The following is a 25,987-nucleotide window of genomic DNA, read 5'->3' as shown; positions in this document are numbered from 1 at the left end:
GGAGTTCTCGACATGCCGACCACGCTGCGCCGCGCCTACGTTCACCGCCTGCCGATGCGCAGCCCCGACGATGTCGGCGCGCTCGAGGCCAGGATCGCGCAAGGCGCCATCGATCCCGCCGGCATCGTCGCCATTCTCGGCAAGACCGAGGGCAATGGCTGCGTCAACGATTTCACCCGCGCCTTTGCCGTGCGCTCGCTGGAGGCGCTGCTCGGCCGATATCTCGCGGCCGACGCCGTGCGGCAGATCGCGATGGTGATGTCCGGCGGCACCGAGGGCGCGCTGTCGCCGCACATGATCGTGTTCGAGGCACGCGACGGCGGTGACGCCATGGCGCCGCGCGATGTCCCGACATCGCTGGCGCTCGGGCGCGCGCGAACGCCGGTGCTGGCGGGCGAGCATCTCGGCCGCATACCGCAGGTCGAGCTCGTGGCGGCCGGCGTGCGCGCGGCGATGGCTGACGCCGGCATCAGCGATCCCGCCGACGTCCATTACGTGCAGGTGAAATGCCCGCTGCTGACGATGGAGCGGATCGAGGCGGTGGAGGCGCGGGGAGAGCGCACCGCCGTGCGCGATACGCTGAAGTCGATGGGCTTTTCCCGCGGCGCCTCGGCGCTCGGTGTCGCCGTCGCGCTCGGCGAGGTCGCCGCTGCCGATCTCTCCGATGCGACGATCTGTGCCGATGTCTCGCGCTACAGCGGGCGCGCGGCCACCTCAGGCGGCGTCGAGCTGCTCGACCACGAGATCATGGTCGCCGGCATGTCGGCCAAGTGGAGCGGGCCGCTGGCGATCGATCATGCGGTCATGGGCGATGCCATCGACATCGAGCCGGCCCGGCAGGCGCTCGCCCGGCTCGGCCTGAACGTGCCGGGCCAGGTGCCGGCCGCCGATCGCAGCCGCATCGCCGCGGTGCTCGCCAAGGCGGAGGCGGCGCAGAGCGGCCGGCTGCGCGGCCAGCGGCATACCATGCTCGACGACAGCGACGTCTCTTCGACCCGCCACGCCCGCGCCTTCGTCGGCGGCGCGCTGGCCGGGCTGTTCGGCTTCACCGACCTGTTCGTCTCGGGCGGCGCCGAGCATCAGGGCCCCGACGGCGGCGGGCCGGTCGCGATCATCGCCGAGCGCCGCTGATCTCACGGTCGAAATCCCGGGCCACGCGTTCTACCTGATCACCACGGCGAAGTTCTGAGCCGCATACGCGTCCCGATCGGGAAACAGATTCGCCAGAATCCCGCCGCATCTCGCGACGCGGCGGGAGCAGCTCGAACCGAAAATCGACCGAAGTGATCGTCAAGCGAACGATCCACCTCGCGAGACGACGTGAAAGACCACCAACTCTCCCATCAGCAATTGAATGATGGAGATCAGCTCAACCAGGAGGTTTCAATTGTTGCCGTGAGGCGACATTTTGCGAACAAGTCTCATTTTCAGAAATGGATGGAAACTTTTCGTATTCCGGCCACCAGCGGAACCAGCTTTGGACCGCTTTCCCTCGCTTCTTGACTTGCATTCGCAACAGGCCCGCGCCCGTTGCGGGCGTTCAAACGAACCCAAGTCAAAGTTTTGCGTAACGAATGGGGTGGTCGAGTATGGGTAAGGCAATCTTTCCAAGGAGCTTGCGAGGGGCAAGCGGGCACGAGTGGGATCCATCTCCCGAGATTTCCGGTGTGAAAGTCTCGGCGGTCGCGAGCCTGATCGCGGTTGCCTCGTTCTCCAGTGCCGAAGCCCAGCAGGCGCCGCTGCCGTCCGTCAACGTCGAAGCCCCGGTGGCCCGCCCCAAGCCGGCCGCCTCGCGCCCGACCGCGGACCAGGTCCGCGCCCGCGACGCAATGCGCCGCGCCGCCCGCCAGCAACAGCAGCAGCAGGCCGCGGCGCCGAAGAGCAATCTGCCGCCCGACCGCAACCCCTATTCCAGCCCCGCTTCCGACTACAAGGGCGAGCGGCTGCAGGCCTCCGGCAAGTTTCCGGAGAAGCTGCTCAACACGCCAAAGACCGTCACCGTCCTGAGCAAGGAGATCCTGGCGGACAAGAACTCCACCAGCCTCAAATCCGCCGTGCTCTCCACCGCCGGCGTGACGCTCGGCACCGGCGAAGGCGGCAACGCGTTCGGCGACCGCTTCTTCATCCGCGGCTTCGACGCCCGCAACGACGTCTTCATCGACGGCGTGCGTGACGCCGGCGTCTCCGTGCGCGAGAACTTCTTCACCGAGCAGGTCGAGATCCTGCGCGGCCCGGCGTCGTCGTTCGCCGGCCGCGGCACCACCGGCGGCGCGATCAACATCGTGACCAAGCAGGCCACGACCGAGAACAGCTTCTACAACATGGACACCACGCTCGGCACCGACAGGACCAAGCGCGTGGTGATCGATGTCAACCAGAAGATCACGCCGACCTTCGCTGCCCGCGTCGGCGGCCTGTTCCAGGATGCCGGCGTTGCCGGCCGCGACTACGTGACCGACAACCGCAACGGCGGTTTCATCGCCACCAAGTGGACGCCGCTCGACACCGTCACCCTGTCCGCCAACTACATCCACAACGAGGTGACCGGCCGTCCGGACTTCGGCGTGCCGTATTATCGGCCGAGCACGCTCACCGCCGGCGCGCCGTTCCCCGAGGTCGGCTCGCCGCGCAACGCCTGGTACGGCTTCGTCAACCGCGACTTCTCGCGTGTCGGACAGGACATCGGCTCGTTCAATGCCGAGGTGAAGGTCACGCCCGACCTGACGATCTCCGACAAGGTCCGGGTGTCGCGCTCGACCTTGAACTACATCGGCACGCTGCCGGAAGGCCCGACCAACATCAATCCGCCGTCCGGCGCGCTCATCAGGGCCAACCCGCAGAGCCGCTTCCAGCAGACGGACGTGCTCGCCAACCAGCTCGAGGCGACCTACAAGTTCGACACCGGCAACTTCAGGCACACCGTGCTCGCCGGCCTCGAGGTCTCGCAGGAAAAGGCGCGCATCAACAGCTACACCGGCCTGACCTCCGAGCAGCAGGGCCTGGCGTTCGCGGGCAGCGGTTCGCTCTCGGGCGTGAGCGTGTTCAACCCGCAATTCACGAACCTGCCGTTCGGCATTCCGTCGCTGGGGCAATTCCCGACCAACGTGAAGATCGACTCGGCGAGCGTCTACGCGCTGGACAGCGTCAACTACCGCGATCTCGTCATCCTTAACGGCGGCGTGCGCTACGACAAATACGACGTCCGGGTCGACGGCTTCGGCACCGTCAACGGCGTCGCCAACACGCCGGGCTCGACGGCGGCCTCCAGCGGCATGCCGAACTTCAACGTCGGCATGACATTGAAGCCGGTGCCCTACGCCAGCTTCTATGCGGCCTACGCCACGTCATCGAATCCGGTCGGCGCCGAGTTCGACGGTCTCAGCCCGCAATATGGCGGCCTCTCCGCGGTCACCAATGGCGGCGCCAACCAGATCTTCGGGCCCGAGAAGAACACCTCGATCGAGATCGGCACCAAATGGGAGCTGCTCGACGGTCGCCTGCTGGTCACGGGAGCGCTGTTCCAGACCGAGAAGGAGAACGCCCGCGAGTCGCGCAACATCACCAGCGCCGCGCAGGCCACCGCGGACTGCCCGTATCCGGCAGGCACCATCGGCTCCGTGCCGTGTCTCTCGGCCGGTGCCGCCTACCGCATCCGCGGCATCGACCTGCAGGCCGGCGGCAAGCTGACCGACAAATGGAGCATCTTCGGCGGCATCGTGCTGATGCAGTCGGAGGTGACGAAGTCGAACATCCCGCCGGCCAACACCGCGCTGTTCACCAGCAATGTCGGCCTGCAGCTCGCCAACACCGCGCACCAGTCGTTCAGCCTGCTGACGAAGTACCAGATCAACGACACCTGGGAGATCGGCGGCCAGGCGGTGTACCGCTCGAAGATCTTCGGCGGCACCTGGCTGGCGGCGAACCAGGGCACGGAGTTGCCGAGCTACTGGCGCTTCGATGCGTTCGCGGAAGCCAAGCTCGACAAGAACTGGACGGCGAAGGTGTTCGTTGCCAACATCTTCGACAAGCTCTACTACGACGCTCTCTATCAGAGTGCCACGCCGTTCGTGCTCGTCGGTCCGGGACGAAGCGCATCGATCGTCCTGTCCGGACGGTTCTGATCGCAGACCACCCAGCCGGGGGCACACATCAAGTGATGAGTTCATGCTGATCTGTGTCCCCGGAATTCTGAGCAAAGACGATGTGGCGGAGTTTCGCCGCATCATGGACTCCAGCGACTGGGAGGACGGCCGCTCGACGGCCGGCGCCCAGTCCGCCATGGTCAAGCGCAACGAGCAGCTGCCGCCCGACAGCGAGGTGGCGCGCAAGCTCGGCCACCGCATCATTTCGGCGATGACCGCCAATCCGCGCTTTCTCGCCGCCGCCATCCCGCAGCAGATCTTCCCGCCGCTGTTCAACCGCTACAGCGCGGAGTCGGGTCATCATTTCGGCATCCACGTCGACAACGCCGTGCGCGGCGACAAGCTCACGGGCCTGCGCATCCGCACCGACCTCTCGGTCACGCTGTTTCTCTCCGAGCCGGAGGATTACGACGGCGGCGAGCTGGTGATCGAGGATCTCTACGGCTCGCACGAGGTGAAGCTGCCGGCCGGCGACCTCGTGCTGTATCCCTCCTCGAGCCTGCACATGGTCACCCCGGTGACGCGCGGCGTCCGCGTCGCTTCGTTCTTCTGGCTGCAGAGCATGATCCGCGATCCCCTCGCGCGCAGCATGATCTTCGATCTCGATACGACGATCCAGGGATTGTCGCAGCGGATGGGGCGCGACGATCCGGAAATGGTGCGGCTGACCGGCCTCTATCACAACCTGATCCGCTACTGGGCCGAGAACTAGAGGTTCTCCTTCGGTCGCAACGATCTGGTTGAGTTCGGTCGTTTACGAGCCGGGTTGCACGCGATGCAGCCCGGCTCGTTCGTTTTGGTGATGATCCCATCGTTCAGGCGCTTTCCCCAGCGGTCGCGATAGACTGCCATCCGAGCTCGCATGCGGTCGGCTGGTCCGTTTCTCGGAGCTGTCGATCCATGTCTTTGACCGCTGGCGGATCGTCGTTGGCGAGCTCTGCGATTTTCCGTGGCGGTGAGCGCGTGCGCTTCGCGAGCCCCCATCGCGACCGCGATGGCCGTTGATCACGACGTGATCAGGGGCGTGCGGCGCGTGCTTCTTGAACGACGCCGATCTCATCGGCATTCTGATTCGGACATCGACGCCCTCAAGCTCCTTTCGGACGGCATCCCGTCCCGAAAGCCGCGCGGCATGCCCTCGTACCAGCCGAACAGGATCATCACGGCGGTGCCGACTAATTAGAATCGATGGAAGACCGAACGGAGGCAATTGCGTGACGCGCGGCCGCATCGGCGGCGTCATGCACGGCTAGCTCCGTCTCGCATCAGGACTTTCAGGGAGTTAGGACGTCACGTGCGGCATCGACGGCCGATGAACAGGCCGCACGATTCGATTTTTCATTTGGCATCGCACTCACCGGAGTGACTGCCGACCTTGATGTTCCCGCTTTGAGTCAACGGGCCGTCTCAAAACAGCCGGGTTACGACTAGAAACATTACAGAGAAGATAACTACCAAGGGGTATGCAGCAACATGTTCAGGATCGTTCTTCATGTAGGAGCGGTGATCGCAGCCGTTTCGGCCGGCGCCATGGCGCATGCCGAGCAGCCGGCCACATCGCCGAGACCTGGCCAGGCTGCAACCGCCCCGCAGACCACAGCACCAAATCCGGCGAATGCGACCGGAGCGAAATCCGTTCAGCCTGCGGCTACAGCGGCCGCCACGCAGGCGCCTGCCGTTGCGCCCGTCAACGCCGCCGCGGCCAGCGCGCCGGCTCCCGTTGCGCACGCAGCTCAAACTCAGAGCGCGGCGCCGAAGCCAGTGACCATCGGACAGGCGCAGACGGCCCCCGCTGTTGCCCAGCCCGCGCCGCAGACGGCCGCGCCTGCTCCCACGGCAACGGCTCCGGCCACCGGCGGCGCCGCCACGGCGGCCGCACCGGCACCGGCTGTCACCACGCCGCAGGCTGCCGCAACGAGCCAGGCGCCGGCAGCCGCAACGAACGACGCCCAGCCGTCGACCGCTGCCGAAACCGTTACTGACGCGTCGGTGGGCGACAAGGCGAAGGATCAGGCAGAGAAGCCGACGCAAGGCGGTGCGCAGGCGGCATCACACGTGCCGCACGATCTGTCGCCATGGTCGATGTTCCTGGCCGCCGACATTCTCGTGAAGTCGGTGATGATGGGGCTGGCGCTCGCCTCGCTTGCGACCTGGACCGTCTTCATCGCCAAGACCATCGAGTTCTCCATCCTGCGCCGGAAGCTGAGCAGCGCGCTGCGCAAGGTCGACGACGTACGCTGGCTGTCGGAAGCCAAGCTCGCGCTGGGATCACGCCAGAACGTGCTGACAGCACTGATCGATGCCGCCATGCACGAGATCAGGATGTCGTCCGAACTGCCGTCTCACGGCGTCAACGAGCGCGCGGCATCGAGTTTCTCCGAGATCGTGCGTGCCGAAGGCCGGCGTTGCCGGACCGGCATGGGCCTGCTCGCCACGATCGGCTCGATCTCGCCCTTCGTCGGCCTGTTCGGCACGGTCTGGGGCATCATGAACAGCTTCATCGGCATCTCGAAGTCGCAGACCACGAACCTCGCCGTCGTCGCGCCCGGCATCGCCGAAGCGCTGCTCGCGACCGCCATCGGCCTCGTCGCCGCGATCCCGGCAGTAATCATCTACAATCACTTCACGCGGGTGACGAAGGGCTACATGGAGCTCGTCAACCGGTCCTCCGGCGCCACCGCCCGCATGCTGTCGCGCGATCTCGACCGCGGCCAGAGCCACCACAGCCATCACGGCGAGCGCTTCGAGCCGATCCACGTCCACTCCGCGCCTCCGATGGCGCTCGCAGCGGAGTAGGTCATGGCCGTTTCTCTGTCTGAAGGTGATGGTGACGACGATCTCGGCGAGACCAGCGACATCAACGTCACCCCGTTCATCGACGTGATCCTGGTGCTGCTGATCATCTTCATGGTCGCGGCACCGCTCTCCACGGTCGACGTGCCGGTCGATCTTCCAACCTCGACCGCCACGCCGCAGAAGAAGCCGGACAAGCCGATCTATGTCAGCATCAAGCCGGATCTGACGCTGTTCGTCGGCGAGGAGCAGGTGAAGCGCGCGAGCCTGGTCAGCACGCTCGAGCACATCCCCGAGGCCGCCAAGGACAAGTTCATCTTCCTGCGCGCCGACCGGGGCGTGGCCTATGGCGAGCTGATGGACGTGATGGAGCTGCTGCGGACCGGCGGCTATCCGAAGATCAAGCTCGTGACTGTCGAAGGCGTCTCACAGGCCGCCGCCCAGGCTGCACATTGAAACCAGTGAAACGACGGAAGTGAAGAATGGTCGAACACAAGTATCAAGGAGCGTCGCGCCGCTTGTGGATCTCAGCCGCGATTGGCGCCGTGATGTTGCACGGTGGCGGCGCCGCACTCGCGGTCGTCCATCTCAGCGGCAATGATGCGGAAGGTGGCCTCGGCGCCGCCGGCGCCGAGTTCGCGCTCGAGATGGCCTCGCCCCAGGTCGAGGACAACGATCTTCCGCCGGGTCCCGACAGCGACGCGGCCGAAGCTGCGCCGGAGCAGATGCAGCAGACCGCCGAAGTCCAGGAGTCCGACGCCGTCAAGGACAAGCCGACCGAGACCGAGGAAGAGGCCGATCGGGTCGTCACGCAGAACGACCCCAAGAAGCCGGAGAAGGAGGAACAGCAGCAGGCGACCCAGCAGGCCGAGGCGTCGGTCGCGTCTGCCGCGCAGGAAGAATCGGCCCGCAAGGCGCTGGACGAGGCCGCGCCGCCGGCGGAGACGGCCAAGGCCCCCAATCCGGGAATGGGCAAGGACAAGCAGAAGCTGACCAACGATTGGGGTCGCAAGATCAGTGCCTATTTCGAGCTGCACAAGCGCTATCCGGAAGGCAAGAAGCACAATGGCACGGTCAAGGTCGCGCTGGTGCTGAGCCGGGCCGGCAAGGTGGTGTCTGCGTCCGTCATGCAGTCGTGCGGCGACTCGATGTTCGACGATGCCGCGCTTGCGATGATCCGCCGCTCCGACCCGGTGCCCGCGCCGCCGTCCGGACTGACGGACGATCAGTTCAGCTTCAGCCTCGACGTGAACTTCAACCAGAAGAAGTAGTCGTGGCCGAACTGACACGCAGATCCGGAGTTGGCAGCGCTCACCTCGTGGGCGCTGCATTTCGTTTTGGAGACTGGAGCCAGCCACTCCCGCCGCGCGTCCACCCGTCGCTGGGTGGCTATACTACATGGCGAAGCCGGCGCGAAACTCCAGCTTCCAGGCTTGCGGCCCTGCCCCGGAATGACTGTGGCCGCGTCACGACAGCAGGCGTGATCTCCAGGCACGCGCTCAGAAGACCGCAGATGCGGCGCGCGGGCGCCTGCCGGGCAGCCGATCAGTACTGTACCCGCGCGCCGACCTGCACCACGGTCGCCGACAGATTGTTTTCGCGGAAGTTGGAGCGCGTCTCCTCGCGCCGGACGCTGGCCCTGAGCTGCAGCAGGCGTGAGAACTTGTAGAGCATGCCGAGCTCGACCAGGTAGCGGTCGTCGACCCGCGTCGTGCCCGTGAAGGCGTCCTGACCAAAGCCGGCGAGGAAGGTGCCGATCAGCCACGGCTCGAACTGGTGCTCGACGCCGACCGTGACGTCGCGCTTGAGCACGCCGGAGATTCCGGGCTCGGTGATCTCCACGACCTGCGACTTGGCGCCGAACATCACCGCCGTCTCCTTGGCATACTGCCAGGTCAGGTTGGCGTCGGCGATGAAGCCGTTGACCGGTTTCAACATCGGATCCTGATAGCGGCGCGTGAGATAACCCACCGCAACGTCGCCGGTCAGCTTGTCGGCATAGTTGAAGGTCACGCCCGCCTCGACCGCGGTGCCGGTGGAGTCGCGGCGAAAGCCCTCGGCATCGACCGCGATGTCGTGAACGCGGCGGTCGACGGCGACGTCGACGAAGGGCCGGATCTCCGGGGTCAGGTTGTAGGTCACGCGGCTCTGCGAGCCGTATTGGACGAAGTTGCGATCGGCGTTGCTGACGATCTGGCCGTCCATCAGCGGCGCGTTCTGGAACGCGACACGGTCGATGGCGGCCTTGGTCGAGATTTCGACCTCCTCGAACCGCTTGGTGACGCCGGCCGAGCCGCCGACGGTGGAGGCCAGCGGAATCTTGGCGAACCGGCCGGCGAAGCGCGGCGTGCCGGGATCATCGGCATCGACGGCAACGTGCCCCTCGCCGTTGAGCGCAAACGTATCGGTGATGTCGTAGCGTCCATTCACCTTGGCGTCGACGGTAGGCCTGCTGAGCTGCCGGAGCTTCGCATAGTCGATGTAGCCGACGCGCACATCGGCGTTGAGCAGATGCCGCTCGAACTGAGAGCGCACGAGCAGGACCGGCGCAACGCTGACGAACGCCGAGCCCTTGCCTTGTGGTACACGGCCGGGATTGCTGTCGAAGCCTGACGACATTTCGAACGCAGGCTTCAGGATGAAGTTTCCCACCGTGATGCCCTTGGGCTCATAGGGGTCCTCCTCCATCATCGGCGGCTGCGCCGGCGGCTCCTGCGGCTTCTGCCCCTTGTTCACCGGCGGCAGCCGCATCTTCGGCTTATCGGCCAGAACGGGCGGAATCGGCTGCGCATCCTGTCGCGGAATCGGCGGCAGGTTGCGCGGCAGCACGCCACGGGTGGCCGGCGGCGGACTGACGGCGAAGGCCAGCGCATCCAGACAGCGATTAGGGACGTTCGTCGTCGACAGCCGGCCGGGCGTCGACAAGCAGCCGCCAACCAGGAGGCCGGCGGACGGAGCACCGAAAAAGCCGTTTCGAACCGGAGCCAGACGCGGCGCCGGTTCGCGGCGCGCGGCCTGAGGGAGCGCGCCCGCGCCAGCATCGATCGGAGACCGCGGCCGCGGCGGTGCAGCCCCATCCACCTGCGTTGCCGCCTTGGGCTCCGGCTCGACGCCGCCAGGCGAAACGATCACCTGCGGAATGACCAGCGGTCCATTGCCATTCGCGGGCCGCGCCGGCTGGCGGCGGCGGTTGGGCACGACCACCACCGGCCCACCCTCGGTGGCCCCGGGATCTGCATAGGCTCTGACCTGGCTCCCCGGAACGACGGTCTGACCGTAGGACGGCGCGGCTCCAAACAGCGTCACGAGCAGCACGGTGATCGCAACCGACTCCTCCTGGCACCATGAGACGTCGCGACCGATGCCACGTCTGGAAGCGACCGTCTCTCGTGCTGCCCGTTCCAAAAAGCCTCGTCTCCGTCGAGTTCGGCAACCTGCGAAGCGCCCCCCCCCGCGGCGTGACACGTTCCGGCATCACGGCGCCGCGGGGGCCGAAGGCCGGATCACTCGATGATCAGCGTGCCCTTGTTTCCCTGATGGAAGTCGTCGAAGAATTCGTAGCGTCCCGGCTTCTGCGCCTTGACCTTCACGACGCCTTCCATGTTCGGCTTGATCACCGTCTCGAACTCCAGGGGCTCGCTCTCGAACTCGACCGGCGCGCCATCCAGATTCTTGACCTTGAACACGATCGGCGTGTCGGCCGGCGCCTTCATCTCCGTCGGCTGAAACTTGTTGTCCTTGACCGATATCTCGATCGTGGTCTCCGCCGCGCCCGCCGGAAGCGCGAGCGCCGCGATCAACAGCGCGGCGGCTCCTGCTGCCTGTACCTTCCCAAAGAGATTCATGGTGTATGTCCCTGTCCCGAATTCACCCGAATGTGCCGGACGGCTTCCAGACGCTCGCCTGTTTCGACGAGTCTCCGACACTTCATAGAACGACTATAAAGTCCCGAATGCGGCAATTTGCCGTGTCCAAATTTGACAACATCGTTGTGCGCGACAAAGCGCGCGACTTTATTAGTTGCGTAGCGTCGCGGCGCCGCGCAGATGCATCGGCTTGAGCATCGCCGACGCGCGGCACCGAATGACAGCGACGAAAATCAGCGGTCTCTGCGGTCGAGAGCAGCATGATCGCCTTGGTTCGCATCGCGGCTGTGCTGATATGAGACACGACAGGTCATGCAGCGTCGTCGCACACCCCGCGAACCACACGAGACTCACGATCGACCGCGCGCGCTGCGCGCAGCACATGCATGATCCTCATGCGCCGGCTCGTCGAGGCGACTGCGAGCGAGATACACGCATAGGAACGCGCTCGCGCTGGTCCCGCGCGGCATGGGCCGAAATGTGCGTGCGCGTCCATCCAGCTCGAGCCGTGCGCGGACAAGCCTTGCGCGCACCAGAAATGAAATCAGACGCGAGCCCGCCCGCCCATATCGGCGGCGAGCGCACACGACCGATGCCCGCCGCCTCACCTGCCGACCCCCAGCCGCTTGTCGTGAATGCTGAGGGACCGCGGCATGCGTGCGGGCTTCGCGGCGCCCGACGTCGGATTCACGCGCAGGGGCGGCAGATCGGGCACGACGGATACGTGCTCCTCGTTCGCCATCGGCTCGGGCTCCGGGTTCTGCCGTGCGACGCTGCGCGCCGCCGCCGCACGCACGATTCCGGGCACGCGCTTGCGTCCCGTGACCATCGCGCGCATCAGGTTCTCCCGCTGCAGCACGCTCATCCACACCGTGCCGAGCACATGCACGGCGATCAGGGCGATGATGGCATTGGACGACAGCGCATGCGCCTGTTCGATCCAGCCGACGCCGAAGAACCGGACCGAGACCTGCATGACGCCGCTGATGGTCGAGACGATCAGAAGCGCGAGCATCACGACCAGCATCGCGGCGCCTGCCGGGTTCAGCCCGAGATAGCGTCCCGTCTCTCCGCGCAGCATGCCCACGATGTATTGAGGCGCCGCCCGCAGCTTGAGGCTGATCCGCGCGAACAGCGAATGGCGGCTGCCGATCAATCCCCAGATCAGCCTGAAGGCGAGCAGACCGATGACGGCGTAGCCCGCCAGCCGATGCAGGCGGTCGAACGTGTTGGGCGTGACGCAGGCGACGAGCACGAAGGCCGCGAGCGACCAGTGCCAGACGCGCAGCGGAAAATCCCAGACCGCCACGGTCCCCGAACTTGAGTTCGCCGGCGTCTCGGAGGAGACGCTCCGCTGCGCCCGGCCTGCGTCACGCATGACCATCAGATCACTTCGCCTTCGTATGCTTCAGTGCGAGGTCCTCGGGGCTGTAGAACAGCTCATAGAGCTTGCCGCCCTTGACGCCGTAGACCTCGTAGCAGGTGCCCTCGATCTTGGTCTGGCGGACCTCGTAGCCGGCAGCCTTCGCCTTCGCTTCGGCCTCGGCCGTCGTCTTCCACGACGCCTTGTCGAGCTTGGTGCAATCCTTGTAGCCGTCGGCGAGCGCAGCGGAGCCCGACGCAAGACCCGCCGCCAATGCCACAACCATTATCTTGATGACCTTCATTATCAAATCCCTCCTCGAAGACTGCGCCATCGGCGCCAACAGCGCTCGATGCGCGGGCTACAAAGGGGAGGGAGATTTCAACGAAACTTGGACATCGCATTCCGCGGCGGACGGCCTCGACACGCATGCGCGGCTCGAAACAATCCGCATCCGGCCGCAATGTCGCTGAGATGCGAACTCATATACGTTCCAGTCAGGATCGAACCGTGTCGGCAGGCTGCTGATCTTTTTCCGGAATCGGCAACGTGCGTAGTTCCCCGTACGTTGCAACTGATATTGATTCGCAAGGATGTAGCAGCACTGGCGCGAGGCGCACGCGCCTTCCCCGCGCATAAGGCGTCACTGGCGATGCGTGCGGGACCACACTCCTGCCCGATTGCGGCTGTGACCAGGGTGAGGCGAGAAAGGAACAGACAGCTACACGGCTGCGACCTTAAGCCTCAGAAAAAAATATTCTGAGCGCTGCGATCGTTCACACGACCGGAGCGATATCGGTACCGGAAAATGACAATGCGGCTGTGCGCACGCATCTACCAACCGTCAAGCGCACATGCGTGCGAACAGCGGTATACTGAAGAAGCGATCCTGATCTCAGGGCCGGGCGATGCCCTTGCCGACACCGACCACCGGCCAGGATGGCGGATCGCTGCAGGGAAACGACTTGTCGGATGCCTCGGCAACGACGTCCCAGCTCGCGTCGGGATCTGCCATGGAATCGCGCCCGGACGAGCGGCCACGGCCGGGTGAGCTGCCCTTGCTCTCGCCGCCGCTGCGGACCGCGACGTCGGCGCGCCTCGCGAGCCTTGGCGCGAATTTCGACATGCTTCATTCCATCGCTGCGGCAGGCAGGATGATGATGGATCGCCCTTGCCGCTATGGAGCGACAAGCGCCGCCCTCGGCGATGGTTCCACAAGGAGCGACCGAGCTTGCGTCCCACGGTCGCGCGTAAGCCGACGCACATCAACGCGCCCGGCCACCGGGAATGGAGAGATCGTCACTTCGTCCCGGAGAAGACGCGGCTGATGAAGTCGGAGCTCTCGGGCGACTTCGTCGTCTCCGGCGACGGCTCGGGCTGGGCCGGCGGTTCGGCTGGTACGGATCGGATCTGCGGTCTGTTTCGGGCGCTGACGCCACGCGTCGCGCGCGCCTCCTGCTCGCCTCCGTTCGGCTTGCTCACCGTGATCATGATCTTCTCGGAGATCACCGGCGGATCGAAGTTGAGATGCCTGGTGTCGCCCAGCACGAGCTGCAGCGTGTGCTTGCCGGGCGACAATTCGATCCGCGCCTCCGTCTCCCCCGCTGCGTAATGAACGTGTTTCTTGTCACGCGGAATCTCCTCGCCGGCCTGCATCGTCTCGTCGACGTCGACCAGAAGATGATGATGGCCACTGCCGGCGAAATCGTCACCCGCATGGGTAACGCCCATGTTGCGAAGTCCGAAGCGAGCGATGACGGGCCCGGTCACCGTCTCCCCGTCCGCAGGGGAGATGAAATAGACGCGGGCATCCTTCGCAGCCTTCGTTCCCTTGGCCGGCGCCAATGACGGCGCGAGCACGAGCGATGCAGTCAGGATGAGGCAGAGTCGCGCAGACCTCGGCAGCATGCAAATCCCCTATGGTGAGAGCGCGACGCGGAAACCCAGGGTCGGATGCCGGATGCGGCCGTCATAGCGGTCGCGGCTGCCGGCCCGCGCATCGGCGGCGCCGTTCTTCCACGATCCCGAGCGGATGACGCGGGCATAGCTGCTCTCCTCGAGCCAGGCCGATCCGTCCGCCGGCGCGCCCTTGTAGTTCTTGTGCCAATTGTCGGCGACCCACTGGCCGATGCCGCCGCCCATGTCGAACAGGCCGTAAGGATTGGCCTGGACGCTGCCGATTTTCGGCGGCTGATCCGTCTCGGCCTCGCCGGCGCCGTTGCACCCCCTGCAACTGGCCATGCCCGGGCGCATGCGATCGCCCCACCAATAGCGGGTGCGCTGGCCGCCGCGCGCGGCGTATTCCCACTCGGCCTCGGTCGGCAGCCGGTACGACTTGCCGGTCGCCTTCGACAGCCAGCCGAGATAGGCCTGGGTGTCGTCGTAGCTCAGGTTGGTGACCGGACGATCATCCGCACCGGTCGCGATGTCGGCGCAGCTTGCCGCCGCGACACACTGCCTCCACTCGCCTATCGTGACGGGATACTTGCCGAGCGAGAACGGCCGCACGCTGACCTGATGCGCCGGCTGCTCGGACTCGTCGTCGCCACCCATCGCAAAACTGCCGCCGGCGATCGCGACCAGCTCGGGCACGCGCAGCTTCGACTCGGCTTCCGGCGCCCGCGCGGGCCGCGAGATGGCTGCGGTGTCGGATGATCGCGCCAGCGTCGCCTCGAGTGCCGGAGCCTGGCGCGGCGCGATGAAGGCGCTGGACGGCGATTGCGAGGCGTCCTGGGGCGCGCTGGCGGCTTCCAACAGGATCCGGCGCGGCGAAGGCAGCGGCGCGGCAGACTGCGCCTCCCGCTGCGAGCTCGACGATCCGGCCGACCCAGGCGGCGCCTGAATCAGCAGCCCGATCTCGCGTAGCGGCAGCAGCACGCCGCCGAGGAAGACGATGCCGAGGACCACGACGCCGAGCGCTCCACGGATCAGCTTCTTGCGAGCTCCTGCAGCCGGTGCGAACAGGGCCTTCAGCCGGCCGCCCTCACCCTTCTCCTCCTGATCATCGTCGCCGCCGTCGTCCCATCTGTCCGGAAGGGACGCCGCCGGCGCGAGCGACGGGCGCGGACGCACCGGAGAGACAGCTGCAGGTTCTCGTCGAGCCGCACTCTCCGGCTCTGCGATCTCCCATTCGGCGTCGAGCGACTGCTCGAGCGCGCCGCACATCATCAGCAGCAGCCCGCCTTCGCTCTTGCCGGTCCAGCGCTCCTGCACCTCGGGACACTCGACCTGATCCTCGACGCGCAGGAAGCTCGGCGGACGCATCGGGCTGAGCGAGACCTGCACCGTACGGCCGCAGCGCCGGCAGGCCACCGCGCGGGAATCCTCCGGCAGCGCATCCTCGGCAAGCTTGGGAGCCCGCAGCCATTGCAACGCTGAACTCTCGCTCATGCTGTCCTCGCTCGTGATGCCCGCCAACCCCGTCACTGACCCCAGCTGGCGAACACGTCCTTGAACACGCGGTCGCCGTCGGATCCCTTCTCGATCGACAGCAGCGCCCGGTTGCCGCCCTCGTAGACGATCGGAATGTCGAACCACTGCTTGCCCTTGAGAAGCATCAGGTTGCGCTTGGTATCGACCTCGTTGGCGGACAGCGCGACCATGAAGTATTTCGGTGTCACCCTGGCGGTCTGGGTCACCAGCGCCGTCCCGCGCTCGGCCTCCTCGCCCTTCAGGCCGATGCCCCTCAGGCTGTTGAGGCCGCTCACCGACTGATCCGGCCAGTCGAACTTGAGCTCCATGACGTGGCTCGCCGGCATCTCCATGTCGGCGTTCCGCCGCAGCGAGATCGTGGCCTTGGCGCCGTTCTCGATCTCGATCTCTCCCTTGATCGCCAGCGTCGCATCGAGTCGCGGCCCTTTGCTCTGCTCGATCGACCAGGTGACCTTGCCCGGATAACGCTTGCCCTTCGGATCCTGCGAATCCTCATGGTAGAGGAACGCCTGCGCCGGTGTGCTAACCGGCACGCTCATGCCGACCGTGGCATGCTCCTCGGCCGCGGCGACAACCACCGGCTTGGCCTCCGGCGTGATCCGCTCTGCATTGACCTTATGGGCGCCCGGTTCGCTCGGCAGAGCCGACGCTGCCGTCGCACCGCTCAGGGACAGCTGGATCCATTCCGACGCGCGCTCCCAGGACACCGCCGCACCGACGACTGCCAGCAGTCCGGCCGCGGCAAATGCCATCACCCGCCGGCTCGGCAGACGGCGGCGTGGTGCCGCGGCGTTCTCCGTCGACTTGAACGCCATCTCGACGAGGGAGGGATGAATCTTGATCTCTGTCGCCGGCGCTGCAGAAGTCGCAGCAGAGGCTGGAGCCGCAGCAGCGGCGGCGGGCTCAGTGGTGGCAGAAGCCGCTGCCGCAGCGGGTGTCGCAACGACGCCACGCTTCACGGGCTCTGCCGGCGCGGCGCTCGTGGACTCCGCCTCGATCTCCGCCGTGACCACCTTCTTTTCGGCAGGGCGCTGCGGCACCGCAAACCGATCGGCGACAATGACCGGCGCTTCAGTGACGGCGGCCGCGCGCGGTTGGGTCTGCTCGGCCGTGGCCGGCTGCGCGACGGCCGGAAGCTCGGGCGGAGCCGGAGTCACAACCGGCGTCACCATGTCCGCGGCCGGCTCGCGCGGCGGACGCCGGCGCAGAATGCGAACCTCCGGCGAGGGCTTGGGCGCAGCCGCGCGGCTCTCGGCCCGCTGCGGTATCGCGGGCGCGCTGGGCTTGGCCGCGGCAGCCGTGACGATGTCCGTCCCCGAGCGGCGGGCCATCGACAGATATTTCGCGACGGTGGCGATCTCCTCTTCGAGCGAGTGCGTCGTGATGACCTGCCGTGGCTGCGGCCGCTGCTTCGGCGCCGGCGCGCGGGCCGGCCGCGGCAGCTCGGCGGCCGGTGCATCGGCCGGCCTGGACGTATCAGCGGGCAGCAGCGGAGCTGGGACCGAGGCTGCCCCGACGCCGGCAGGGCGCGCACGCAGCTCGATCCTGCGATCGGGAAAGAGGATCTCGGCGAGATCGCGCAGCGAGGCACCCGGCATCAGCAGCCGCCGCAGCGCCGGCGGAACGCGGCGCTGCGTGTTCGTCTCGGTGCGTTTGACAACAGTATCGTTGCGGCCGGCTTCGACCACGGCCCCGTCGTCGTGAAGCTCGTCGCTGATCAGAACCTTGCGGGCCCGCAGCATCGCCGTCAGTTCGCGCAGATCGGAGCGGGAGGCATGGTCGATGACCAGAAGATCGAAGGTGCCGATCCGGGCCGGCAGCAACTCGGCGACACGCCAGGCCGGCATCACGTGACAGGGAATCTCCTCGAGCCAGCCGTCCAGAGACCTGCGCGCGGCAAACCGAAGTCGGCGCGCGGTCGGGCCGGAGCAGGCCGACGCCATCTTCTGCATCGAGTCCCTGAACCGCTTCACCGCTTGCCTGACGGCGCCGCCCGCATTCTGCGCGATGCCCAGCGACATGCGGGCGCCGATCACCGCTTCGAACAGGGCCAGCGACCGCGTCTCCAGCCGAGCGCGCTGAGCCGCGAGGTCATGCAGCAGCTGCCGCTCCTCCGGACTTTCGATCCGCATCAGCACGGCCCAATTCCAGGCCGCCACCCATTCCGCGAGCGTCGCCGCATCCTTCGCCTCGCCCGCGGCCGGCGCGGACCGCAGCCGCTGCGCCAGACTCGGCGCGCCCGCTGCAGTCGCCATCCGGCAGGCGGTCCTGACGAGTTCGTAGTCCGGGCTGGCCTCGCGGATCTTCTCCATGGTCGCGAGAATGCCTGTCCACCGCGTCTCGAGCTCCTGGGGCTCCGTCTCGGCGTCACCGACCCGCGACAGCACGTCATCCTGAACGGAGACGGCGAGCTCTCCCGCCCGGGCGAACAATTCGCCCAGCCGCGCAAGCTCGACCAGCGGACCCGATACGCGCGTCATGACGGTCCGGATAGCCGCGCCGAACGCGGCCAGCCGCTGCGCATCCGCCAGCATCGCCCTGACCTCGCCGTCCGGCATCGACAGCTTGCAGCAGGCATCGGCCACATTGCGGACGGCGAGCGCGGCCGTCACGATGGCGGCCTCGACGCTCTTGACGATGTGCTCGAGGTCATCGAACGTCCGCGCCGATTCCAATTGAAGCGCGGGTGCATCGATCTGCGTCGCGATCGACGTCCAGCGCGCGCGCAACGCATGCAGGTCGTGGCGCCACAGCAGGAAGCGCCCGACATATTGCCAGTCCGCCGGCTTCGACGGCGCGGCACCGTCCACCGTGATCGCTTCGACGGCGGCCTTCAGCGCGCGGCGCGAGGGCGAGAACCGCGCGAACGGCTTCTCGCCGGCCGCAAGCCGCTCGACCACGCGGATCGCGTCCTTCCTGGTGAACGCCTCGACCGGCGCCTGCACCTGGCGCCTTGCGAATTCGGCGCTCCGCGACAGTTGGAACGAGGCATCACGCGCCCAACCCACGACCTTGTCGAGACCTGCGGGAGCGTCAGCCTTTGCGGCACCGAGCGGCGACAGCCGCGCGAGCCAGGTCTCTTCGGCGATGACGCGATGGCCGGCTACCAGCGCATCGAGGTCGGCCGCCAGGCGGGTGGTTGCGTCAAGCCCGAAGGTCGCGATGGCGTCGAGCGCGAGATCCTCGTCGCGGCCTGCGTCCGACGTCAGCCCTGCCTGGTGCTGCAGCTCCGCGTGCAGACGCAGGATCGCGGCGGTATCGGGAAGCGCCGCGAGCTCCGGCAACTCGTCATCGATGTGCTTGAGATCAGTGGCAAGCCGCAGCCGCGCTTCGCGCGCCTTGTCGACCGCCGTGACGAGCGGGTCCGTAGCCGCGAGCAGGCGCTTCGGCCGGTCGGTGAACCAGGCATGAATGGCCTGCTCGCCGATCAGCGCATCGAACAGATCGAACGGCAGCTCCGGCAAGCCGCCAGCGAGCCGCAGATTGCGCCCGACGATCTCGGCGATCTCGTCGTCCAGCGATGCGATCTGCGTGCGCTTCGAGATGATGTCGCGCTCGAGCCGGCCGATCTGACCGACATGGTCGCGCAGATTGGTCGCGTCCAAGATCGATTGCAGCCGGCCGGCCAGGGCTTCGGCCTTCCTGAGCACGTCCTTGTCGGAGCCCGTCGAGCTGACGGTCAGCTCGCGAATGGCCGGCGGCAGCTTCTGATGCAGCAGGGAAAGTGCAGCCTCGTCCCTGGACACGACGAGGACGCGCGAGCCGAGCGCGAGGTGATGGCAGACGACGTTGGCGAGCGCCGTGATCCGATCGTCCCGTGCGACGGACTGGACCATCAGGCCATCCGACCGGGACAGCTCGCGCACGATTTCGACATCCTCCACGACCGCCGGCAACGGGAAGAACAGATCTCCCTGCTCGATGGCGGCAGGCTTGGGCGCAGGCGCAAGGTCGATCGGGCCACCGACGACACTGGACAGATGCCGGCGCAAATTGGCGTGCCCTCGTCCATCCGGCTGCGACAGCAGCGCGCTCACGGCTTCCGACAGACAGCACTCGCTTTGCGGCGCATGCACGATCGCGTTCTTGAGGCAGTCGATGTCGCGCAGGGCGAGGCTCTCCGGCCGACGCCGCGCGGAGATGGCCCAGCGTCCCGACGTGAGCGTGGCCTCCGCGGCCTCCATCGCCGGCGCGCCGTCCGAAGACGCAGGATTGCGCGACGGCTTGTGACCGGATTGCACGCCCGCGGCGCTCAGGATCTGATCGAGGCCGATCGGCGTGAACGGCGACAGCTCTGCGCGCTGCTCCAGCACCTCGACCAGGCGGTCCGACCTGTCGCGCACGGCAAGCGCCGCGTCCGGTGCCACGGCATCCAGCGCCCTCAAATTGACGGCTGCGCCGACGAAGCGCGGCCGGACCCTGACCTCGGCATCCGGACGCTCGATGATCTCGATCTCGACCGCGCGCTCGAGCAGCGGCAACTCGAATTCGCGCCCGCCCTGCCGCCACGATGACAGCGCGATGCCCCACAGGACCTCCATCGCCTGATCGGCGCGGGTCGCGGCGGCCATATCGCGCAGCCGCTGGTGGATCGCCATGGTACGGCGGCGCATGCGCTCGGTGTCGGCCCAGGCGGTCCATGGCCCGCTGATATAGCGCTCGATCCGCTGCACGAGGTCAGGGCGCTGCTCCAGGCGCAGCCGTCCGGTCCAGGCGCCCAGCGCCGGGGCCGGCGAAAAATCCTCGGGCCGTGCGTGGCGGGCAAAGGTGAGGCGGTTCTTCTCGATCTCGTCGACCGTGACCAGGATGCTCTCGTGCTGCGATGGACGACGGTCGGGGTCGGACGACGGCTCGACCCAGGTTTTGAGATCGTCGTCGATGGCGGGCGGCTCCGTCGCGGCGAGCGCCTCGACGGCGAGCCACACCGGGCCGTCGACATCGAAGGTATTGAGCACCACGCCCGGCAGACCCGCCAGCTCCTCCTGGTCGAGCGTGAAGCCGTGATCGTCGGCGAATGGATGATCCGGCTGCCGCTCCGCCGGGGAGCCCTCGGCACGAATGATCTCGGTCAGACTGCCGAGCACGTCCTGCAACGGCTCGACGGCCGATCCCGTGCCGAGCACTTCGCTCGTCGAGAACGCCCAGGCGTCGGTCGGCGACTGCGGCTCCAGGGCCGCCGCGCCGATAACACCAAGCAGCCGCATGCCGTGATCGGCTGCACTGTTCTGCGCCTTGCGATCGCCCGCGCCGGCCTCGTTGGGCCGCACATTCACCAGCTGGCTCATCGCGCAGATCCTTCTCTGAAGTCGGCCGCGACGTCGGCACGAGCGCGGCGAGAGGCTGACCGACAAGGATGGCCCTGCGCGTGATCACGGTGCGCCGGGCGATCGGAGAGTGGGTTCAGAGTGGACAAGCTTGCCTCGCTGCAACGTCGACGGAACTCCCGACTCGTTGCGGAGGGGTATGGCGAAGTGAGGTCACATCAATGACCCGACAGGTAGATGAATGTGACGATTCTCGCTCCCGTAGGAGAATCGGGAAAAAATCCCGGGTCGTTCGATGAGGAAAATCGTGCCTAAGAAGTTTGTTGGTCTTGGCTTTTCGTGTAGCGCGGCGCGTGTGGCCGGCAACAAGCTTGGGCTGCGGACGAATACGCTGGAATGTGTCTAAGAATACTTCTAACGCTCAAGAAGAAATATCAGGACGCATGCCGAACGCCCGATCTCCCCGCCGCAGCGCGGCTGCGGTCCAGGTTCGGCCACTTACCTGCCGCGCATGCGGCTCGCTTGCGAGACAGGCGCCACAAGCATCGGTGCCGGCGTGCATTGCACTGCGTCGCTCCCTCCGCAGGTACCGTGATCGCATCGACGGAAGCGGCGCGGACAGGACGCGCGCGATGGCCCGACGAAGTCCGGGGATGTCGCTGGGTCCTATGCGGCGGCTCCCGGCCGGCGCTGCTTGAAACACCCTCGAAGCTGAAGTAGCTGTTGTCGCAATGACATCGACGTCGTCCAGACGTTTCCCCGATCGATGGGCCGGGACTGCATGGTGAGGCAACGGACGAGAGCTGCGGCCGCATGCGGTGCCATGCTGTTCACGCTGGTTTCCCTGTCGTCGCGCGCGCAGGCGCAGTCTGACGGCGCGGCAGGCCGTGAACCGGCAACCGTCAAGCTTTCTGCAACGCAACAGAAGCAGATCGGACTCCAGACCGCCGTGCTGGCTGCGGAATCCCATCCCGAGCAGTTTCGCGCCTACGGCACGGTGCTGGACGTCGGCAGGCTGACCGACCTAACCAACAACTACGCCAATGCCCAGGCGCAGCTGCAGACGGCGCAAGCGAAACTCGACGTCGCAAGGCTCGCATTCGAGCGCGCCCGCGACCTCGTGCAATCGGCAGCAATGCCGCGGAAGGACGCCGAAGCGGCGGAGGGCACGTTCCGGACTGATCAGGCCACCCTGGCTGCCGCGGAATCGCAAGTGAAGACCCTGATGGCGACGGCGCGGCAGGAATGGGGCGCGGTCATCGGAAAGGGCATCATCGAGCGCTCGCCGCAGGTCGTGCAATTGATCGAACGCGAGCAGCTGCTGGTGCAGGTCACGCTGCCGCCCGGCGTGACCTTGGCCGGGCCGCCGCGCGGCGCGCTGGCGCAGGCGCCCACCCGCAGCGCCAACATCGATCTGCGCTATTTGTCGGCTGCGCCGCGAACGGATCCGCGCATCCAGGGCGTGAGCTATTACTTCGTCGCCGCCGGCGACAGCGGGCTGCTGCCGGGGATGAACACCACCGCCTACGTGCCCTCGGGCAAGTCGTTCGACGGCGTCTTCGTCGAGGACACGGCGATCGTGCAATGGCAGGGCCGCTCGTGGGTTTATCTGCGCGCCGGTCCCGAGCTCTTCAAGCGCCATCCGATCCGCACCGACCAGCCGGTGTCCGACGACGACTATGTCGTGCAGGACATTCCGTCGGGCTCCGAGATCGTCCTGCGCGGCGCGCAGGTGCTGTTGTCGGAGGAGGCCAAGAGCGAGCTTCGCGGCGGCGGCGATGATGATTGACGGCGTTCGCGGCGCCGCAGCCGGCCCCCAGGCGGCGCTGATCTCGTTTGCCATCCGCTTCCGCGGCATCGTGCTGGCGCTGGCCTGCACTGTTCTGGCGTATGGCATCTTCTCGCTGGGCGGCGCGAATTATGCGGTGTTTCCCGAATTCGCCCCGCCGCAGGTCTCGATCCAGACGGAGGCCCCCGGACTCAGTCCCGAACAGGTCGAGGTGCTGGTCACGCAGCCGATCGAAACCGCGATCAACGGTCTCGCGGGCGTCGAGAGCATGAGGTCGTCGTCGATCCAGGGACTGTCCGTCATCTCGGTTATCTTCCAGCCCGGCACCGAGGTCTTCCGGGCGCGGCAATTGGTGACCGAGCGACTCGCGGTCGTCGCCGGCAGCCTGCCACAGGGCGTGCGGGCGCCATCGATGACGCCGCTGGTGCCGGCGGCCGGCACGGTGCTGGCGATCGGGCTGACCTCCGAACAGCGCTCGCTGATGGATCTGCGCACGATCGCCGATTGGACCGTGAGCCGACGGCTGCTGGCCGTCGCGGGCGTGGCGCAGGTCACGACCTATGGCCGGGACATCCGATCGCTGCAGGTGCAGGTGCGATCCGACGACCTTGTCCGCTTCGGCGTCGGCATGAACGACGTCGTCGCCGCCGCGCGCAAGGCCACCGGCGTGCGCGGTGCCGGCTTCGTCGACACCGCCAATCAACGGGTCATCCTGCAGACACAGGGCCAGTCGCTCACACCCGAGCAGCTGGCCCGGACGGTCCTGCTGCACCAAGGCGGCGCCAGCGTGGTACTCGGCGACGTCGCGACGGTCGTGAACGCGCCGGAGCCGCCGATCGGGGGGGCGCTGATCAACGGCCAGCCCGGCATCATGATGATGATCAGCCAGCAGTTCGGCGCCAACACCCGCAACGTCGCGGCGCGCGTCGAGGCCGCGCTGCGGGAGCTGCGCCCGGCGCTCGACAGCGAGAAGGTCAGGCTGCACGCCGATCTGTTCCGCCCGGCGACCTTCATCGATGCAGCGACGCAGAACGTGCTGTACGCGCTGCTGATCGGCGGCGCCCTGGTCATCATCGTGCTGTTGCTGTTCCTCTATGACTGGCGCACCTCCGTCATCAGTTGCACCGCGATCCCGCTGTCGCTGTTATCGGCTGTGCTGGCGCTGCAGTGGATGGGACAGAGCCTGGACACGATGACCCTCGGCGGCCTCGCCATCGCGATCGGCGAGGTCGTCGACGATGCCGTGATCGGCGTCGAGAACGTGGTGCGCCGGCTGCGCGAGAACCGCGGCCTGCCGTCGCCGCGCAGCGAAGCCCGCGTGGTCTACGATGCCATGCTCGAGGTGCGCAGCGCGGTCGCCTATGCGACTTTCGCCGTGCTCCTGGTGTTCGTGCCGATCCTTGCGCTGCCGGGCCTCGCCGGCCGGCTGTTCGGGCCTCTTGGCATCGCCTACATCCTCGCCGTGGTGGCCTCGCTGATCGTCGCGCTGACGGTCACACCGGCGCTGTCGATGCTGCTGCTGGCCGGCCGGAAGCCGCGCGAGGAACGCGAGCCGCCGCTGGTGCGCTGGTCGCGCGGCTCCTACGAGACGCTGTTGCGGCGGCTCGGCCGCTTTCCCAAATCGGTCATGGCGACGGCCGTGCTGGTGACCGCCGCCGGCGCAAGCCTGGTGCCGTTCTTCGGCGGCACCTTCCTGCCGGACCTGAAGGAGGGTCATCTGATCCTCCATGTCTCGACGCTGCCAGGAACCTCACTCGACGAATCGCTGCGGCTGGGCACGCTGATCGCCGAGGCCCTGCAGGGCGTGCCGGAGGTCCGCAGCGTGGCGCAGCACGCCGGCCGCGCCGAAGCCGGCGTCGATACCGCGGGCACGCATTCGAGCGAGATCGAGGTCGACCTGAAGCCGGGCCTGTCCGGCGAACAGCAGGAGCTGGCGCAACAGCGCATCCGCGCCGCGCTCGCCAACTTCGCCGGTATCAACCTGTCGATCAAGACCTACCTGACCGAGCGCATCGAGGAGACCCTGTCCGGCTTCAACGCCGCCGTGGTCATCAACGTGTTCGGCCCCGATCTCGACGATCTCGAGCGCGCGGCGCGCGACATCGCGCGCGAGCTCGGCGAGGTCTGGGGCGCGATCGACATCCAGCAGCAGTCGCCGCCAGGCATGCCGCAGGTCAACGTGACCTTGCGCCCGACCGACCTGCAATCCTGGGGCCTGGATGCGGTCGAGGTGCTGGAGCTGATCCGCACCGCCTATCAGGGCGACGTGGTCGGCCAGGCCTATGAAGGCAACGTCGTCTTCAACGTCATCGTCAAGCTCGACCCGGATGCGACGGCACGCCCCACCGAGATCGGCAACATGCCGATCCGGACGCCGAGCGGCGCCTACATCCTCCTGAAGCAGGTCGCGGACATCTACGGCACCGCGGGCCGCTACGTCGTGCTTCATCGCAATGGGCAGCGCGTTCAGACCGTGACCGCCAATGTCGCCGAGCGCGATCTCGAATCCTTCGTGGCCGCGGCCAAACGGAAGATCGCCAAGGAGGTCAAACTGCCGCCGGGCGCGCATGTCGAGTTCACCGGCGCGGCCGAGGCGCAGGCCAAGTCGCGGCGCGACCTGCTGGTGAATTCGCTGCTGGCGACGATCGGCATCGTGCTGCTGCTGTCCTTCGTCACCGGGCACTGGCGCAACCTGGTGCTGGTGCTGATCAACCTGCCTTTCGCCTTCGTCGGCGGCGTCATCGCCGTCGCATTGACCGGCGGCGTGCTGTCGCTCGGCTCGATGGTGGGCTTCGTGACGCTGTTCGGGATCGCGCTGCGCAACTCGATCCTGATGATCTCGCATTACGAGCATCTGGTCATCGTCGAAGGCCGCGCCTGGACTCTGGAGACCGCGATCGCCGGCGCCGCCGACCGCCTGGTGCCGATCCTGATGACCTCGCTGGTGACCGGCCTCGGCCTGCTGCCGCTCGCCCTCGGCGCCGGCGAGCCGGGCCGCGAGATCGAGGGGCCGATGGCCGTGGTCATCCTCGGCGGACTCCTGACCTCGATGGCGCTCAACCTGCTGGTGCTGCCGACGCTGGCGCTGCGCTTCGGCCGGTTTGCGCGCGGCGTGCACGCCCGCGGAGATGTCGCGGCGAGCTGATCTTGGGCGTTAGACGTCCGCGACGTTCGCCGCACGTGGCTGCTCGACGCTTCACCGTGCGGGCCGGATGAAGGAGATTAACTTCCGACCCGTGTTGACGAGCTTGCCACTGGTCAACTGCAGACCTTCGCGACCGAATTCCCGGCGTCCGCATTCAGCCCATTACGGACGTGGAAGGTTGCTGGTACTCACG

General features: G+C 67.0%; 18 protein-coding genes. 10 read left to right on the top strand and 8 right to left on the bottom strand.

The features are described 5' to 3' along the window. The first annotated feature begins 12 nt into the window (after positions 1–12). From QX124_RS01495 to QX124_RS01465, 7 genes are all read left to right on the top strand, one after another. Entirely contained in the window at positions 13–1,131 is a 1,119-nt protein-coding gene (locus tag QX124_RS01495; protein ID WP_315795870.1) for a ring-opening amidohydrolase, read from the top strand. 189 nt (positions 1,132–1,320) lie between these two features. Next, a complete protein-coding gene (locus QX124_RS01490) occupies positions 1,321–1,503 on the top strand; it encodes a hypothetical protein (RefSeq protein ID WP_315795869.1) in 183 nt (60 codons plus the stop codon). Between the two features lie 86 nt (positions 1,504–1,589). Further along, positions 1,590–4,121 (top strand): TonB-dependent receptor, encoded by a 2,532-nt coding sequence (locus QX124_RS01485; protein ID WP_315736417.1) that lies wholly within the window; start codon positions 1,590–1,592, stop codon positions 4,119–4,121. A gap of 43 nt (positions 4,122–4,164) precedes the next feature. Then, the gene (locus QX124_RS01480; RefSeq protein WP_315758759.1) at positions 4,165–4,854 is read left to right on the top strand and encodes a Fe2+-dependent dioxygenase; all 690 of its coding nucleotides are present in this window, start codon (positions 4,165–4,167) and stop codon (positions 4,852–4,854) included. A gap of 1,049 nt (positions 4,855–5,903) precedes the next feature. Further along, positions 5,904–6,938, top strand: coding sequence for a tonB-system energizer ExbB (gene exbB, locus QX124_RS01475; protein WP_315736415.1), 1,035 nt, complete (start codon positions 5,904–5,906; stop codon positions 6,936–6,938). 3 nt (positions 6,939–6,941) lie between these two features. Beyond that, positions 6,942–7,391, top strand: a complete 450-nt coding sequence (gene exbD, locus QX124_RS01470) for a TonB system transport protein ExbD (RefSeq protein WP_315736414.1) — start codon at positions 6,942–6,944, stop codon at positions 7,389–7,391. A 26-nt stretch (positions 7,392–7,417) separates the two neighbouring features. Continuing rightward, positions 7,418–8,206, top strand: coding sequence for a TonB family protein (locus tag QX124_RS01465; protein WP_315736413.1), 789 nt, complete (start codon positions 7,418–7,420; stop codon positions 8,204–8,206). A gap of 274 nt (positions 8,207–8,480) precedes the next feature. On the opposite strand, the gene QX124_RS01460 is transcribed toward QX124_RS01465, so the two are convergent. The 4 genes from QX124_RS01460 to QX124_RS01445 all read right to left on the bottom strand — a co-directional run bounded on the left by QX124_RS01460 (position 8,481) and on the right by QX124_RS01445 (position 12,468). Beyond that, positions 8,481–10,340, bottom strand: coding sequence for an outer membrane beta-barrel protein (locus QX124_RS01460; protein ID WP_315795866.1), 1,860 nt, complete (start codon positions 10,338–10,340; stop codon positions 8,481–8,483). A gap of 98 nt (positions 10,341–10,438) precedes the next feature. After that, entirely contained in the window at positions 10,439–10,780 is a 342-nt protein-coding gene (locus QX124_RS01455; protein WP_315736411.1) for a cupredoxin domain-containing protein, read from the bottom strand. 625 nt (positions 10,781–11,405) lie between these two features. After that, a complete protein-coding gene (locus tag QX124_RS01450; protein ID WP_315796606.1) occupies positions 11,406–12,179 on the bottom strand; it encodes a cytochrome b/b6 domain-containing protein in 774 nt (257 codons plus the stop codon). 10 nt (positions 12,180–12,189) lie between these two features. Then, positions 12,190–12,468, bottom strand: a complete 279-nt coding sequence (locus tag QX124_RS01445) for a PepSY domain-containing protein (RefSeq protein ID WP_315736410.1) — start codon at positions 12,466–12,468, stop codon at positions 12,190–12,192. On the opposite strand from QX124_RS01445, the gene QX124_RS01440 reads away from it, so the two are divergent. Beyond that, on the top strand, positions 12,458–12,637 hold the full coding sequence (locus QX124_RS01440) for a hypothetical protein (protein ID WP_315795863.1): 180 nt from the start codon (positions 12,458–12,460) through the stop codon (positions 12,635–12,637). The genes QX124_RS01445 and QX124_RS01440 overlap by 11 nt on opposite strands. A gap of 422 nt (positions 12,638–13,059) precedes the next feature. Here the strand turns inward: QX124_RS01440 and QX124_RS01435 are convergent, their stop codons facing one another. The 4 genes from QX124_RS01435 to QX124_RS01420 form a co-directional block, all read right to left on the bottom strand. Beyond that, on the bottom strand, positions 13,060–13,290 hold the full coding sequence (locus QX124_RS01435) for a hypothetical protein (protein WP_315736409.1): 231 nt from the start codon (positions 13,288–13,290) through the stop codon (positions 13,060–13,062). A 173-nt stretch (positions 13,291–13,463) separates the two neighbouring features. Then, on the bottom strand, positions 13,464–14,072 hold the full coding sequence (locus tag QX124_RS01430) for a DUF4399 domain-containing protein (RefSeq protein WP_315736408.1): 609 nt from the start codon (positions 14,070–14,072) through the stop codon (positions 13,464–13,466). 9 nt (positions 14,073–14,081) lie between these two features. After that, positions 14,082–15,554: a formylglycine-generating enzyme family protein gene (locus QX124_RS01425; RefSeq protein ID WP_315795861.1), complete on the bottom strand. Its 1,473-nt coding sequence runs from the start codon at positions 15,552–15,554 to the stop codon at positions 14,082–14,084. A 32-nt stretch (positions 15,555–15,586) separates the two neighbouring features. Beyond that, complete coding sequence (locus tag QX124_RS01420) at positions 15,587–20,881, bottom strand: AAA family ATPase (protein ID WP_315795859.1); 5,295 nt, start codon at positions 20,879–20,881, stop codon at positions 15,587–15,589. A gap of 760 nt (positions 20,882–21,641) precedes the next feature. On the opposite strand from QX124_RS01420, the gene QX124_RS01415 reads away from it, so the two are divergent. Further along, a complete protein-coding gene (locus QX124_RS01415) occupies positions 21,642–22,649 on the top strand; it encodes an efflux RND transporter periplasmic adaptor subunit (protein ID WP_409997647.1) in 1,008 nt (335 codons plus the stop codon). Further along, positions 22,642–25,794 carry an efflux RND transporter permease subunit gene (locus QX124_RS01410; protein WP_315795855.1) on the top strand — a complete coding sequence of 1,051 codons (3,153 nt, stop codon included), beginning with the start codon at positions 22,642–22,644 and terminating at the stop codon, positions 25,792–25,794. Before QX124_RS01415 ends, QX124_RS01410 begins: the two co-directional genes overlap by 8 nt. The last annotated feature ends 193 nt before the right edge of the window (positions 25,795–25,987 follow it).

The organism is Bradyrhizobium sp. SZCCHNRI3043, from assembly GCF_032377735.1.
Lineage (GTDB): Bacteria > Pseudomonadota > Alphaproteobacteria > Rhizobiales > Xanthobacteraceae > Bradyrhizobium.
Note: the sequence above shows the minus strand (reverse complement) of the source record. Positions and strands in the feature narration are given on the sequence as shown.